Here is a 13,803-nt window from a genome sequence, read left to right on the forward strand (position 1 = left end):
CTTACCCCGCTGCGCGTCCCAGTGCCCGTGTCAGCTGGCGAAGCTCCTGCCGCAGCTCGGACGTGGTTTCGTGCCGTCCCGCCGCCATTTCCTCGATCAGTCGCAGAATCTGCACGTCGATCGAGCGCAACCGCATCTTGCTTTCGGCGTCGAGCGTGCCGGCCGAGGCGTCGGTCAGGGCATCCGCCAGCTTGTCCTGACCATCGGCCACCCGCGCGAGCACCCCCGACAGGTCGCCCTCGCCTTCCAGGCGCTCGTGCAGGCGCGCCAGCCCCTCGCCGAGCTGTCCCAACCGGCGATCCGTGTTGGCGCGGGCCTCCTCGCCTTGCTCGAACAGGGCCTCCAGCCGGTCGATCTGACCGACCATATGCTCGAGGATTTCGTTCGAGCCCATTGCACCGGAGCCATCGGAGTCGGCCCCGGCCAAGCCCAGCTTGGTGATGGTCGAAAGCCATTCCTCGAGTTCGCGGTAGAACCGATTCTGGCCGTGGCTCGCGAAGAGTTCTAGCAACCCGACCACCAGCGACCCCGCGAGCCCGAGAAGCGACGAGCCGAACGCCACGCCCATGCCGCCCAACTGCGCCTCGAGCCCGTCCATCAGGCGGCCGAAGAGCTCCATCCCGTCCTCGCCTTCGGTCGGGGCGAGTGCGCGGATGGTGTCCACGAGGGCCGGGATGGTCGTGGCGAGGCCGTAGAACGTGCCGAGAAGGCCTAGGAAGATCAGCAGGTTGACGAGGTATCGCGTGATGTCGCGGGCCTCGTCGATCCTGGTCGCCACGGAATCGAGGATCGAGCGCGACGACGTGGCCGAGATCTGCATCTCGCGACCGCGCGACCGCAGAAGCGACGCGAGGGGCGCCAGAAGACGCGGGGCGGCCGAGAACCGCAAGTCGGGGTCATCCCGAACGAACCCCTCGAGCCAGCCGACGGACTGGATCAGCTGGAGGACCTGCCAGAAACACGCCAGCACCCCGACGAGGAAGACGAGGGCGATGAAGCCATTCAGGAGCGGGTTGTTCAGAAAGACCGGCAGCACGTTGGGCAGGGCAAAGAAAATGCCGATGCCCGTGAGCACGAGAACCACGATCATCGAGACGATCTGCCGGACGGGTTGGGTAAAGATCGGGCGTTGATCCCCGTCGGGGCGGCGCTGCATCGGCCTGTCCTGCTCTGTCTTGGTCCGAGGACCTTAAATCAAGGGGTTCGGTGCGCCAAGGGCGTCAACCGGGATGCCGGCGCAACTTGCGGACACGTGTGCTCAACCAGTCGAGATCCGGATCGGAAATTCCCAGCTCTGTCAGATGTGCCGTTGTATTGTGCAGGTATTCGTCATTCGGCCCCCGCCCGCCCGTGGCCCCGGCGATGATGCGGGCCTGCATTTCGAGGTCAAGATCCCGCATGTATTGCTCGTGCGCCTGGTCGATGACGTAGGCTACGGCCTCGACCCGGCGCCCGTCGGCAAGATCGAGCGAAAGGCGACGTTCGAGATACGCCGACGTCACAAGTTCGCGCTCGCGCAACATGGCGAGGGTGGCGTCTTCGTGGCCCGGCTCGACGCGGAGGGCCAACCCGGTGCAGGTCGCCCCGTCCCGTTCGTCGAGCGCGAGGACCAGGCCCGGCGTCTCGGGCGTCCCGCGGTGGTGGATCGACGACATGCAGAACGACCGGGCGTACCCGTCCAGCCGTGCGACGATCCGTTCGGCCACGAAAAATTCGGGGTTCCACACGAGCGAGCCGTAGCCGAAGACCCACATCGCGCCGTGATGTTCTTGTTGCGCCATGCCCGCGCCTATATCGCTTGGGCAAGCGACACGAAAGGCCATCGATGCGACTGCTCATTCTTGCGATCCTGCTCGCCGCGGTCGGATGGTCGGCCTACTGGTTCGTGGGGGCGAATGCCCTCGAAAGCACCCTGCGCGAGGCGATCGATGACGCCCGGGCGGACGGGGTCGAGGTCGAAGTGGCGTCGCTCGACGTGACCGGCTTTCCCAACCGGTTCGACACGATCATAGAAGAGCCGCGGATCCGCACGGCCTCGGGGATCGAATGGAGCGCGCCGTTCCTGCAGGTCTTCGCGCTGAGCTATCGCCCGAACCAGCTGATCGCCGCGCTGCCGAACGAGCAGACCGTCGCCGGGCCCTTCGGCACCGCCGAGATCACGACCGAAAGCGCCCGCGCCTCGATGACGCTGACCACGGCTCTGGCGCTGGATCATGCGAACCTCGTCGTCGACGATCTGCGGATCGCATCCGACGATCTGACGCTTGCGGTGGCCAGGGTTCTGGCGGCGACACGGGTTCCCGAGGACGCCGAGGACGGTCGGGTGCAGAATATCGGCCTGACGCTCGACGAGGTCGCCCTGCCCCCGGCCTTCGCCGATCAGCTCGGCGTGGCCGGAGTGGTGGACGGCGCAACGCTCGATGCGACGGTCACGCTGGCCGAGCCGATCGACCGGGGCACCTTCGAAGGCGAGGCGATCGAGCTTCGCCAGATCGACATCTCGCGACTGGACATCGATTGGGGCGAGGTCGGTCTGGATGCTTCGGGCGCATTGTCGGTCGGGGCCGATGGCGTCTTGACCGGCGAGATCTCGGTCGCCTTCAGGAACTGGTCGCGCGCCGTGGACATCGCCGTCGCTGCCGGGCTGCTCCCGCCGAACCAGGCCGAACAGGTTCGCCTGGGGCTGCGCTTCGTGGCCGGCGACGGCGACCGGCTGGAACTGCCGCTGAGCTTCCGCGATGGCCTCGTCTATCTCGGTCCGTTCCCACTGGGCGACGCGCCGCGGCTCTAGACGAACTGCTCCTGGATCAGCCGCTCCTGCAGGCCGTGGCCGGGGTCGAAGAGGATCGAGTGGACCACGCGCGCCTCGGTCATCACCTCGACCGAGATGACGTCGCGCACGGAGTGGCCGTCGGCATCGGCCATCACCGGCCGCTTGTCGGCCTCGAGCACGTCGAAGCGCACCGTCACCGTCTTGGGCAGCAAGGCGCCGCGCCAGCGACGGGGCCGAAACGCCGCAACGGCCGTCACCGCCAGAACGTCGGTGCCGATCGGCAGGATCGGACCGTGGGCCGAGTAATTGTAGGCCGTCGACCCGGCAGGCGTGGCGACCAGCGCGCCGTCGCAGACGAGCTCTTCCAGCCGAACGCGCCCGTCCACCTGGATCGACAGCTTGGCCGCCTGCGGGCCCTGGCGCAGCAGCGAGACCTCGTTGATCGCAAGATGGGTCTCGATCGTGCCGTCGGCGCGCGTGGCCTGCATCGACAACGGGTTGATCTCTTCCTGCTCGGCGGCATCCAGCCGCTCCAGCAGGTCATCCTCGCGGTATTCGTTCATCAGGAACCCGATGGTCCCGCAATTCATGCCATAGACCGGGGCGCGCAGTTTCTGCGTGGTGTGCAGCGTGCGCAGCATGTGGCCATCGCCGCCCAGGGCGACGATCACGTCGGCCTCGTCCTGCGCGGCGTTGCCATACCTGCGGGTCAGCGTTGCCAGGGCCTTCTGGGCCACGTCGCTGCGGCTGGCCGTGAAGGCGATCTTGCGGCTCATGACTACCCTTTCCGTCCCTCGGACCGTTGCCCCTGAAGTCGCGAAACGCAAGCGGTGCGTCGTGCGATCCCCTTCCCCAATGGCAATGTTCGGTTTAATGGAGCCTCGAACCGTCAGAGGAAAGGACCGGCCCGATGAACGCGCCTCACCGCGACGAAGGCTTCTTCACCAAGAGCCTCAGCGAAATCGACCCCGAACTGAGCCAGGCAATGGGCCAGGAGCTTGGTCGGCAGCGCGACGAGATCGAGCTGATTGCGTCCGAGAACATCGTCAGCCGCGCCGTGATGGAGGCGCAGGGCTCGGTCCTGACCAACAAGTACGCCGAGGGGTATCCCGGCAAGCGCTACTATGGCGGCTGCCAGTTCGTCGACATCGCCGAGAATCTCGCCATCGATCGCGCCAAGCAGCTCTTCGGCTGCGACTTCGCGAACGTGCAGCCGAACTCGGGCAGTCAGGCCAACCAGGGCGTCTTCACCGCGCTGATCAAGCCCGGCGACACGATCCTGGGGATGAGCCTCGACGCGGGCGGGCACCTGACCCACGGCGCCAAGCCGAACCAGTCGGGCAAGTGGTTCAACGCCATCCAGTACGGCGTCAAGAAGCAGGACCTGCTGCCCGACTACGACCAGGTCGAGGCGCTCGCGAAAGAGCACCAACCGAAGCTGATCATCGCCGGCGGCTCAGCCATTCCGCGCGTGATCGACTTCGCCCGGATGCGCGAGATTGCGGATGCGGTCGGCGCCTACCTTCTGGTGGACATGGCCCATTTCGCGGGCCTCGTTGCGGCCGGAGAGTATCCGTCGCCCTTCCCGCACGCGCATGTGGTGACGACGACGACTCACAAGACCCTGCGCGGACCGCGGGGCGGCATGATCCTGACCAATGACGAGGCGATCGCCAAGAAGGTGAACTCGGCGATCTTCCCCGGCATCCAGGGCGGGCCGCTGATGCATGTGATCGCCGCCAAGGCCGTCGCCTTCAAGGAGGCGCTCGAGCCCGGCTTCAGGACCTATCAGCAGCAGGTGATCCAGAACGCCAAGGCACTGGCGGACCAGTTGATGAAGGGCGGGTTGGATATCGTGACCAACGGGACCGACGGCCATCTTCTGCTGGTCGACCTGCGGCCGAAGGGCGTGAAGGGCAACGTGACGGAAACCGCGCTCGGCCGGGCGCACATCACCTGCAACAAGAACGGCATTCCCTTCGACGACGAGAAGCCCACGGTCACCAGCGGCATCCGCCTCGGCAGTCCCGCCGGAACGACGCGCGGCTTCGGCGAACCCGAGTTCCGCCAGATCGGCGACTGGATCGTGCGCGTGGTGGACGGCCTTGCCGCGAACGGAGCCGATAGCAACGACGAGGTCGAAGCCGCCGTGCGCGGCGAAGTGGCAGATCTTTGCGCCCGTTTCCCGATCTACCCGCAGCTGTGAGCGCGGCGCAGTCAACGGTGGGGCGGCCATGAAGCTTGAAACCACCATCTCGGGTCCCGAAGGCGCGCCCGCCCTTCTGATCGCGCACGGGCTCTTCGGGTCCGCGCGCAACTGGGGCGTGATCCAGAAGCGGCTGTCGGACAGCTTCCGGGTCACCGCCGTGGACATGCGGAACCACGGCGATTCGGGCTGGTCCGACGATCACTCCTACGAGGCACTCGCGGGGGATTTGGCCGAGACGCTTTCCGGTCCCAGTCACGTAATGGGTCATTCGATGGGGGGGAAGGCCGCGATGGCCCTCGCCCTCCGTCACCCCGACCTGGTCGACCGCCTGATCGTCGCTGACATCGCGCCCGTGGCCTACACCCACACGCAGGCGCACCTGGTCGAGGCGATGAAGTCCCTCGACCTCGACGCAATCAACACCCGACGCGACGCCGACGAGATGCTGGCCGAACATGTCGAGACGAAGGGCGTCCGCGCCTTCCTGCTGCAAAGCCTCGACGTGCAGAACCGGCGGTGGCAGCTCAACCTGGACGTTCTGGAGCGCGAGATGCCGGGGATCGTGGGATGGCCGGGCCTGTCGGGGAGTTTCCCCGGCCCCGCCCTGTTCCTGAGCGGCGCCGACAGCGACTACGTGACCCCCGACAGTCGCCCCGCGATCCGTGACCTGTTCCCCAAGGCGCGGTTCGCGTCGATCCCCGATGCGGGGCACTGGCTGCACGCCGAAAAGCCGCGCGAGACCGAGGCCGCGATCCGCGCCTTCCTCGACAGGGGCGCCGACTAGCGCAATTCCCCTCATGCATGGAACGTTTGCGGGGCACTATGACTTGACTCCCCGAACACAATCAGGAGAGCGACCATGCGTATCTATCTGACTGCCTTCGTGGCCCTTCTCGGGCTTGCCGCTTGCGAAACCGTCGGTGGCTTCGGTCAGGACGTCGAAAATACCGGCGAATTCGTCCAAGGCTCGGCACAGGAAGTCCAGAACGACCTTTAAGCGACCCCGCCGCGGGGAAAAACGGGCTGCGTCGGAAGGCGCGGCCCTATTCCTTGTGAACCCTACGCGCTGAAACACCGCGTGATGAGCCGCCGCGGAACATAGAGCCATCCGGCGGCGCTGTTGGGTCAGAACCCCGTCACACTTCTGGAGGATATCGTCAGATGTTCCGTTTGCTGACCTCGAAACCGGCCTTGATCCTGGGCGGCATCCTTTTCGCCCGTTGGCTGACGCGCACCGACCATCGCCGCGTCGCCTATGCCCAGGGCGAAGGCGGAACCGAAACCGACCCCGCTCAATTCCGCAGCGCCGGCCCCAATTCCATGCGCGACCGCCAGGACCGGTGGGACCGGGTGGATGAGGCTGGCGACGAGAGCTTCCCGGCCAGCGATCCGCCGGCTTACTGACTTCGGAGCGAGATCAAGGCGCGCTGGTCCACAGCGCGCCTTACGGCTTCGACAAGAACTGCTGTCCGTCAGCCGTCCATCTTCAGCGCGTTGATGAAGGCTTCCTGCGGAATTTCTACCTTGCCGAACTGCCGCATCTTCTTCTTGCCGGCCTTCTGCTTGTCCAGCAGCTTCCGCTTTCGGGTGGCGTCGCCGCCGTAGCACTTTGCCGTCACATCCTTGCGCATCGCCGAGAGCGTCTCGCGCGCGATCACGCGGCCGCCGATGGCCGCCTGGATCGGAATCTTGAACATGTGGCGCGGGATCAGCTCTTTCAGCTTCTCGCACATCGCCCGGCCCCGCCCCTCGGCTCGGTCGCGGTGGACCATCATCGACAGCGCGTCGACCGGCTCGTCGTTGACCAGCACCTGCATCTTCACGAGCGCATCCTCGCGGTACCCGATCATCTGATAATCGAAGCTGGCATAACCCTTCGAGATGGATTTCAGCCTGTCGTAGAAATCGAAGACGACCTCGTTCAGCGGCAGGTCGTAGACCACCATCGCGCGCGTGCCGGCATAGGTGAGGTCCAGCTGGATGCCCCGCCGCTCCTGGCAAAGCTTCAGCACATCGCCCAGATAGTCGTCCGGCACCAGAATGGTCGCCTTGATGCGCGGCTCTTCGATATGCTCCACATGGGTCATGTCGGGCATGTCGGCCGGGTTGTGCAGGTCCAGCCGCGTGCCGTCGCGCATGTGGACGTGGTAGATCACCGACGGCGCGGTGGTGATGAGGTCGATGTCGTACTCGCGCTCGAGCCGATCGCGGATCACCTCGAGGTGCAGCAGGCCCAGGAACCCGCAGCGGAAGCCGAAGCCGAGCGCGGCCGACGTTTCCATCTCGTAGGTGAAGGAGGCGTCGTTCAGCGCGAGCTTTTCGATGGCGTCGCGCATGTCGTCGAAATCGTTGGTGTCGACGGGGAAGAGGCCGCAGAAGACCACGGGGACGGACGGCTTGAAGCCCGGCAGCGGCGCGGCAGTTTGGCGCTTTTCGTGGGTGATCGTGTCGCCGACGCGGGTGTCGCGGACCTGCTTGATCGAGGCGTTGAGGTAGCCGATCTCGCCCGGGCCCAGCTCGTCCACGGCAGTCATCGCGGGACGGTAGATGCCCACGTCGTCGACGTCGTAGGTGCCGCCCGTCTTCATCATTCGGATCCGGTCGCCCTTCTTCAGGACGCCGTCGATGATGCGGACGATGACGATAACGCCGAGGTACTGATCGTATTTCGAATCGACCAGCATCGCCTTGAGCGGCGCGTTGCGGTCGCCCTCCTTCGGCGCGGGCAGGCGCTGGACGATGGCTTCCAGCACGTCGGGAATGCCGAGGCCGGTCTTGGCCGAGATCTGCACGGCGTCATGCGCCTCGATCCCGATCACGTCCTCGATCTGGGTCTTCACCCGTTCCACGTCGGCGGCGGGCAGGTCGACCTTGTTCAGGACCGGGACGATCTCGTGATCGGCCTCGATCGCGGTGTAGACGTTGGCCAGCGTCTGCGCCTCGACCCCTTGCGAGGCATCGACGACCAGCAGGGACCCTTCGACCGCCTGCATCGAGCGGCTGACCTCGTAGGCGAAGTCGACGTGGCCCGGGGTGTCGATGAGGTTCAGGATGTAGGTGTGACCGTCCTTGGCGGGATAGTCGATCCGCACCGTATTGGCCTTGATGGTGATCCCGCGCTCGCGCTCGATATCCATCGCGTCGAGAAGCTGATCCTTCATGTCGCGCTCGGCAACCGTGCCGGTCAACTGGATCAGCCGGTCGGCCAGAGTCGATTTCCCGTGGTCGATATGCGCGACGATGGAGAAATTGCGGATATATTTGAGCTCGGTCATGACACGGATATGCTGCCCTTTGCAGCGCTTGTCGAGGGGATGACACGCCGCGGGGCCAAGCCCGCGGGATCAGGCGTTGAACAGGAAGTGCAGGACGTCGCCGTCCTTGACCTCGTAACTCTTGCCTTCGACGCGCATCTTGCCGGCCTCTTTCGCACCGGCCTCGCCGCCAAGGGCGACGTAGTCGTCATAGGCCGTTGTCTCGGCACGAATGAAGCCGCGTTCGAAATCGCCGTGGATGACGCCGGCGGCCTGCGGAGCAAGCGTTCCCTGCTTGATCGTCCACGCGCGGGCTTCCTTGGGACCGACGGTGAAGTAGGTCATCAGGCCCAGAAGCTCGTAGCCCGCCTTGATGAGCCGGTCGAGGCCAGCCTCCTCAAGCCCAAGCTCGGACAGGAACTCGGCCGATTCTTCCGCGTCGAGCTGCGCGATCTCTTCCTCGATCTGGGCCGAGATCACGACGACGCCAGCACCCTGCTCGGCCGCCATTTCGCGGACGCGCTCGGAATGGGCGTTGCCGGTGGCGGCCTCGTCTTCGGCGACGTTGCAGACATAGAGGATCGGCTTGGTCGTCAGAAGCTGCAGCATCCGCCACGCCTTCTGGTCTTCGTCGGACACGTTCACGACGCGGGCCGGAAGCCCCTGCTCCAGCGCGACCTGCGCCTCCTTCAGAAGACGTTCCTGCTGGACGGCCTCCTTGTCGCCGCCGCGGACCTTGCGGACGATGTTCTGCAAGCGCCGCTCGATCGACTCGAGGTCCGACAGCATCAGCTCGGTCTCGATGGTCTGAGCGTCGGCCACGGGATCGACGCGCCCATCCACATGGGTGACGTCGTCATTCTCGAAACAGCGCAGTACGTGGGCGATCGCGTCGCATTCCCGGATGTTGGCCAGGAACTGGTTGCCCAGGCCTTCGCCCTTGGAGGCGCCCTTCACGAGGCCGGCGATGTCCACGAAGGTCATGCGGGTCGGCACGATCTGTTTGGACTTCGCGATCCCGGCCAGCGTGTCCAGCCGGCGGTCGGGCACGGCGACCTCGCCCACGTTCGGCTCGATCGTGCAGAACGGGAAGTTGGCAGCCTGCGCGGCGGCGGTCTTCGTCAGCGCGTTGAAAAGGGTGGACTTGCCGACATTCGGCATGCCCACGATGCCCATCTTGAAGCCCATGCGATCGTCTCCGGTCTGCGCGTTCGGTCGGGCGCGCTCATACGGCGCGAGGGGCGCAGAGGCAAGCTCAGCCGCCGCGGCGGTCGGCGCGGTCCTGGTAGATCAGGATCCAGGCGAGCGCGATGAACATCGGATGGCTCAGCCCGCCCGAGAAGATGATCGCAGGGACCCAGATCAGGAAGACCAGGATCGACAGGAACAGCCGGCCGGTCAGGAAGATCGACAGCGGCGGAAGGAAAAGCGCGAGTACGTAGTTCATGCGAGGAATGTGGGTGGTCGCGAGGCATTGCGCAAGCGGGCCCGGTTCGTCAGACATGGCGAGGCCCCGGAGTAGTTCGGGCAGGAAGAAGCGGAGCGGTGCCATGGGACGCATTTCGGACAGGTTCGACACTCTGGGTGCAGAAGGGCGCCGTGCGTTCGTCGCCTACATCATGGGGGGCGACCCGGATTACGACCAATCGCTGGCGCTGATGAAGGGGCTGCCCTCGGCCGGGGTGGACGTGGTCGAGCTTGGGATGCCCTTCACCGACCCGATGGCAGACGGGCCGACGATTCAGCTGGCCGGCCAGCGCGCACTGGAGGGCGGCCAGACACTGGAAAAGACGCTGCAGATGGTGCGCGCCTTCCGCGAGGATGACGACACGACGCCGATCGTGATGATGGGCTACTACAACCCGATCTATTCCCGCGGGGTCGATCGCTTCCTGAAGGACGCCGTCGAGGCCGGCATCGACGGGCTGATCATCGTCGACCTGCCCCCCGAGGAGGATGACGAACTCTGCCTGCCCGCAAAGGCTGCCGGTATCGACTTCATTCGTCTTGCGACGCCCACGACGGACGCCGCGCGCCTTCCGGCTGTGCTGACAAACACCAGCGGCTTCGTCTACTATGTCAGCGTCACCGGCATCACCGGCGGCGCGGCGGCGCAGGCGTCCGAGGTCGGCCCCGAGGTCGCCCGCATCCGCGAACAGGGCGGGTTGCCGGTGGTGGTCGGCTTCGGGATCCGCACCCCAGAGGCCGCGGAAGAGATCGCGGGCGTGGCCGATGGCTGCGTGGTGGGATCGGCCATCGTGGCCGAGAACGCGACCGGCAAGCCGGTCGAAGAGGTTCTGGCCTTCGTGAAATCCCTTGCCGACGGGGCGCATCGGGCCTGAATGCAAGGGGCGCGAGGGTGACGTGATCGGAGATTCCGGCTTGAAGCTGAGCAGGCTTACCTACGGTCTGGCGCTGACCTTGATGATCGGCTGGCTTCTCTGGGTCGGCCAGTCGGTGCTGATCCCGATCATCGCGGCGCTCATCGCGGTCTACGTGTTGTCCTCGGGCGCCGAGGCCATGGGGCGCATCCCCCCGTTCGGCCGCGTGCCCGTCGTCTGGCGCCGCGCGCTGGTGGTGCTTGGCTTCGCGCTGGCCGTGGTGGGGCTGTTCACGCTGGTCTCGCGCAACCTCACACTGGTCGTCTCGGCCCTGCCCCGGTACGAGGACAACCTCGACGCGCTGGTGGACCGCGGCGCGTCGCTTCTTGGGCTCGAGGACGAGCCGTCATGGGCAAGCCTCCGTCAGGTGACCTTCGATCAGATCAGCACGCGCGCGCTCGTGGGTCCCGCACTGATGTCGCTGCAGGGCATCGGGTCGACGCTGTTCCTCGTGGTGCTGTACGCCTCTTTCTTCATGGCCGAGCGGGGCGCCTTCACCGCGAAGCTCATCACGGCAGCCGGCAGTGCGGATGACGGCGCGCGAGCCATGTCGCTGGTCCACCGGATCAACGAACGGATCGGCGGCTACCTTTTCGTCAAGACCGTGCTGAACGTCATCCTCGGGGCGTTGTCCTACGTCATCATGCTGCTGATCGGGATCGAGTTCGCGCTGTTCTGGGCGGTCCTGATCGGCTTCTTCAACTACATCCCCTATATTGGCTCGGCCGCGGGGGTGGCGTTTCCGGTGCTGCTCAGCCTCGCGCAGTTCGGATCGTTCCTCGGCGCCGGGGCGGTGCTGATTGCACTGTCCGCCGCGCAGGTTCTCGTGGGCGGTTACCTCGAGCCGCGGATGATGGGCCAGACTTTCAACCTGTCGCCCTTCGTGGTGGTGGTCGCGCTGTCGGTCTGGGGTGCGCTCTGGGGTCTTGCGGGCGCGATCCTCGCCGTGCCGATGACGGCGAGCCTCGTCCTGGTCCTGGCCGAGATCAACCAGACCCGTCCGCTTGCGGTGATGCTCTCGGCCAATGGCAGGGTCTGAGGGTCGTGACAGGGCGACCCGCCCTGCTATCTGTGTGCGGACATGAAGGAGGCGGGCATGGCCGAACGCAAGACGCAGATCGTCGTGGTGGGCGGCGGCGCCGCCGGGCTGGGGCTGGTGCGCAAGCTGGCCGCGACCTATGGGCGCGATTCCCATGACATCATCCTGATCGAGAAGAACCGCACCCACGTCTGGAAGCCCCTGCTGCACGAGGTCGCGGCAGGGTCGATGGACGCCAACGCGGACGAGGTCGGCTATGGCGGGCACGCCGCCCGCTGGGGCTATCGCTTCTTCAACGCCGCGCTCGAGCGGATCGACCGCGACCGGCGCATGGTCGTCACCGCCCCCCTGCGCGACGAAGAGGGCGAGATCGTCATCGACCGGCACGAGATCCGATATGATTACCTCGTGCTCGCCATGGGCGGGGTCTCGAACGATTTCGGCATTCCGGGCGTGCTGGACCATGCGATGTTCCTGGAAAGCCGCCCTCAAGCCGACCGCTTCCGGCGCAAGCTGCTGAACGCCTGCCTGCGGGCGAACGACGCCGGGACGCATGGCGGGGACGTCACACTGCCCGTCTGCATCGTCGGCGGTGGCGCGACGGGGGTCGAGCTGTCGGCCGAGCTGGTGAACGCCGCGAAGGCGCTGCGGTCCTACGGGCTCGAGGTGTTCGACGAGAAGGCGCTCAAGATCACCCTGCTCGAGGCCGGACCGCGCCTGCTGCCGGCGCTGGATGAGGAGATCTCGGACAAGGTCGCCGAGCGGCTGCGCGAGCTAGGCGTGGACGTGCGCCTCGGCGCCATGGTGACCGAGGTGGCGCCGGGGCGGGTGTCGCTGAAGGACGGCACCGACGTCGAGGCGCAGATGATCCTGTGGGCCACCGGGGTCCGCGGCGACCCCGCCCTGTCCAAGATGACCGACCTGGAATTGTCGCGGCAGGGGCGCATCGTGGTGGAGCCGACCCTGCGCACCCCCGCCGACGACCGGATCTTCGCCATCGGCGACTGCTGCCACTGCGTCCTGCCGGGCAAAGAGCAGCCTGTCCCGCCGCGCGCGCAATCGGCACAGCAGATGGCGGACCACATGGTGGGACAGCTCGACCGGGCGCAGAAGGGCGAGCCCCTTCGGAACTTCGTCTACCGCGACCGCGGCGCGCTGGTGTCGCTGTCTCGCTTCGCGACGCATGGCTCGCTTATGGGCAACCTCGTCGGCGGCCGGATGGAGATCGAGGGGCGCATCGCGCGGTTCGCCTACATGTCGCTCTACCGGGTGCACCTCATGGCGGTGCATGGTCCGTGGCGCGGGCCGCTCGTGATCCTCGCGCACGAGTTCAACCGGGTGACGCGGCCGAAGCTCAAGCTGCACTGAGCCCGGTCAGCCGAAGATCACGTCGAGCAGCATCATCAGGATCAGCCCGCCAAGGAAGCCCGTCGTGGCGACGTTCTGATTCCCCCGCGCATGGGTCTCGGGGATGATCTCGTGGCTGATGATATAGAGCATCGCCCCGGCGGCGAAGGTCATGCCCCAGGGCAGCATCGCCTCCGAGACGGACACGGCCAGCACCCCCAGCACCCCGCCCACAGGCTCGATCAGCCCGGTGGCCGCGGCCGTCATCACCGACATCCGCCGCGAATAGCCGTTCGCCAGCAGCGCGATGGCCACGGCCAGCCCCTCGGGCGCATTCTGCAGGCCGATGCCGATGGCCAGCGGCAGGCCGTTCTCGATGTTGCCACCGCCGAAGCCGACCCCGACGGCCATCCCCTCGGGAAAGTTGTGGATGACGATGGCGATGACGAAGAGCCAGATCTTCGCAAGTTTCGCGGCCCCCACGCCCTCTCGGCCACCACCGAAGTGCTCGTGCGGGATGGTGTGATTCAGAAGCGCGACGAAGCCCGCACCGATCGCGATCCCCGCCGCGGCGACGAAGGCGGCGCCGGTCTCGCCATAATCGGGTGTCGCGGCCTCGAGGCCGGGCAGGATCAGCGAGAAGAAGCTGGCCGACATCATGACACCGGCCGCGAAACCCAGAAGGGCATCCGCCGCCGGCGCCGAGACGTTGCGGCCCAGCAGGACAGGCAGCGCACCCACGGCGGTCATGGAACCGGCGGCAAGACTGGCGAGAAAACCGAGAAGAACGACATTCATGG

General features: G+C 66.3%; 15 protein-coding genes. 8 read left to right on the forward strand and 7 right to left on the reverse strand.

Features of this window, described 5'->3' with window-relative positions:
• Position 1: 1 nt before the first annotated feature.
• Both PAM7066_RS05200 and PAM7066_RS05205 read right to left on the reverse strand, forming a co-directional pair.
• The gene (locus tag PAM7066_RS05200) at positions 2-1,156 is read right to left on the reverse strand and encodes a biopolymer transporter ExbB (RefSeq protein ID WP_085853080.1); all 1,155 of its coding nucleotides are present in this window, start codon (positions 1,154-1,156) and stop codon (positions 2-4) included.
• A 64-nt stretch (positions 1,157-1,220) separates the two neighbouring features.
• On the reverse strand, positions 1,221-1,781 hold the full coding sequence (locus tag PAM7066_RS05205; RefSeq protein ID WP_245749588.1) for a gamma-glutamylcyclotransferase: 561 nt from the start codon (positions 1,779-1,781) through the stop codon (positions 1,221-1,223).
• A 44-nt stretch (positions 1,782-1,825) separates the two neighbouring features.
• Between PAM7066_RS05205 and PAM7066_RS05210 the strand changes: the two genes are divergently transcribed.
• Positions 1,826-2,791, forward strand: a complete 966-nt coding sequence (locus PAM7066_RS05210; protein ID WP_085853081.1) for a DUF2125 domain-containing protein — start codon at positions 1,826-1,828, stop codon at positions 2,789-2,791.
• Here PAM7066_RS05210 and PAM7066_RS05215 read toward each other — a convergent pair.
• Positions 2,788-3,549 carry an NAD kinase gene (locus tag PAM7066_RS05215; protein WP_085853082.1) on the reverse strand — a complete coding sequence of 254 codons (762 nt, stop codon included), beginning with the start codon at positions 3,547-3,549 and terminating at the stop codon, positions 2,788-2,790. The two genes, PAM7066_RS05210 and PAM7066_RS05215, sit on opposite strands and share 4 nt — an antisense overlap.
• A gap of 134 nt (positions 3,550-3,683) precedes the next feature.
• Here PAM7066_RS05215 and glyA point away from each other — a divergent pair, with 134 nt between their 5' ends.
• The 4 genes from glyA (at position 3,684) to PAM7066_RS05235 (ending at position 6,386) form a co-directional block, all read left to right on the forward strand.
• A complete protein-coding gene (gene glyA / locus PAM7066_RS05220; RefSeq protein WP_085853083.1) occupies positions 3,684-4,979 on the forward strand; it encodes a serine hydroxymethyltransferase in 1,296 nt (431 codons plus the stop codon).
• Between the two features lie 28 nt (positions 4,980-5,007).
• Positions 5,008-5,766, forward strand: coding sequence for an alpha/beta fold hydrolase (locus PAM7066_RS05225; protein ID WP_085853084.1), 759 nt, complete (start codon positions 5,008-5,010; stop codon positions 5,764-5,766).
• Between the two features lie 75 nt (positions 5,767-5,841).
• Positions 5,842-5,979 (forward strand): entericidin A/B family lipoprotein, encoded by a 138-nt coding sequence (locus PAM7066_RS05230; protein ID WP_085853085.1) that lies wholly within the window; start codon positions 5,842-5,844, stop codon positions 5,977-5,979.
• 164 nt (positions 5,980-6,143) lie between these two features.
• Positions 6,144-6,386: a hypothetical protein gene (locus tag PAM7066_RS05235; RefSeq protein WP_085853086.1), complete on the forward strand. Its 243-nt coding sequence runs from the start codon at positions 6,144-6,146 to the stop codon at positions 6,384-6,386.
• Between the two features lie 68 nt (positions 6,387-6,454).
• On the opposite strand, the gene lepA is transcribed toward PAM7066_RS05235, so the two are convergent.
• The 3 genes from lepA to PAM7066_RS05250 all read right to left on the reverse strand — a co-directional run bounded on the left by lepA (position 6,455) and on the right by PAM7066_RS05250 (position 9,683).
• On the reverse strand, positions 6,455-8,257 hold the full coding sequence (lepA, locus tag PAM7066_RS05240) for a translation elongation factor 4 (RefSeq protein WP_085853087.1): 1,803 nt from the start codon (positions 8,255-8,257) through the stop codon (positions 6,455-6,457).
• Positions 8,258-8,326: 69 nt separating this feature from the next.
• The gene (gene ychF, locus PAM7066_RS05245) at positions 8,327-9,424 is read right to left on the reverse strand and encodes a redox-regulated ATPase YchF (protein WP_085853088.1); all 1,098 of its coding nucleotides are present in this window, start codon (positions 9,422-9,424) and stop codon (positions 8,327-8,329) included.
• Between the two features lie 67 nt (positions 9,425-9,491).
• Positions 9,492-9,683, reverse strand: a complete 192-nt coding sequence (locus PAM7066_RS05250) for a hypothetical protein (protein ID WP_085853295.1) — start codon at positions 9,681-9,683, stop codon at positions 9,492-9,494.
• A gap of 103 nt (positions 9,684-9,786) precedes the next feature.
• Here PAM7066_RS05250 and trpA point away from each other — a divergent pair, with 103 nt between their 5' ends.
• The 3 genes from trpA to PAM7066_RS05265 are packed head-to-tail and all read left to right on the forward strand — an operon-like array spanning position 9,787 to position 13,024.
• Entirely contained in the window at positions 9,787-10,578 is a 792-nt protein-coding gene (gene trpA, locus PAM7066_RS05255) for a tryptophan synthase subunit alpha (protein WP_085853089.1), read from the forward strand.
• A 40-nt stretch (positions 10,579-10,618) separates the two neighbouring features.
• Positions 10,619-11,656, forward strand: a complete 1,038-nt coding sequence (locus tag PAM7066_RS05260) for an AI-2E family transporter (protein WP_085853296.1) — start codon at positions 10,619-10,621, stop codon at positions 11,654-11,656.
• Between the two features lie 57 nt (positions 11,657-11,713).
• Complete coding sequence (locus tag PAM7066_RS05265; RefSeq protein ID WP_085853090.1) at positions 11,714-13,024, forward strand: NAD(P)/FAD-dependent oxidoreductase; 1,311 nt, start codon at positions 11,714-11,716, stop codon at positions 13,022-13,024.
• A gap of 6 nt (positions 13,025-13,030) precedes the next feature.
• Here PAM7066_RS05265 and PAM7066_RS05270 read toward each other — a convergent pair whose 3' ends face one another.
• Positions 13,031-13,753, reverse strand: coding sequence for a ZIP family metal transporter (locus PAM7066_RS05270; RefSeq protein WP_245749587.1), 723 nt, complete (start codon positions 13,751-13,753; stop codon positions 13,031-13,033).
• Positions 13,754-13,803: the final 50 nt, after the last annotated feature.

Origin of the sequence: Palleronia marisminoris (assembly GCF_900172315.1) — a bacterium.
GTDB classification, from domain to species: Bacteria; Pseudomonadota; Alphaproteobacteria; order Rhodobacterales; family Rhodobacteraceae; genus Palleronia; species Palleronia marisminoris.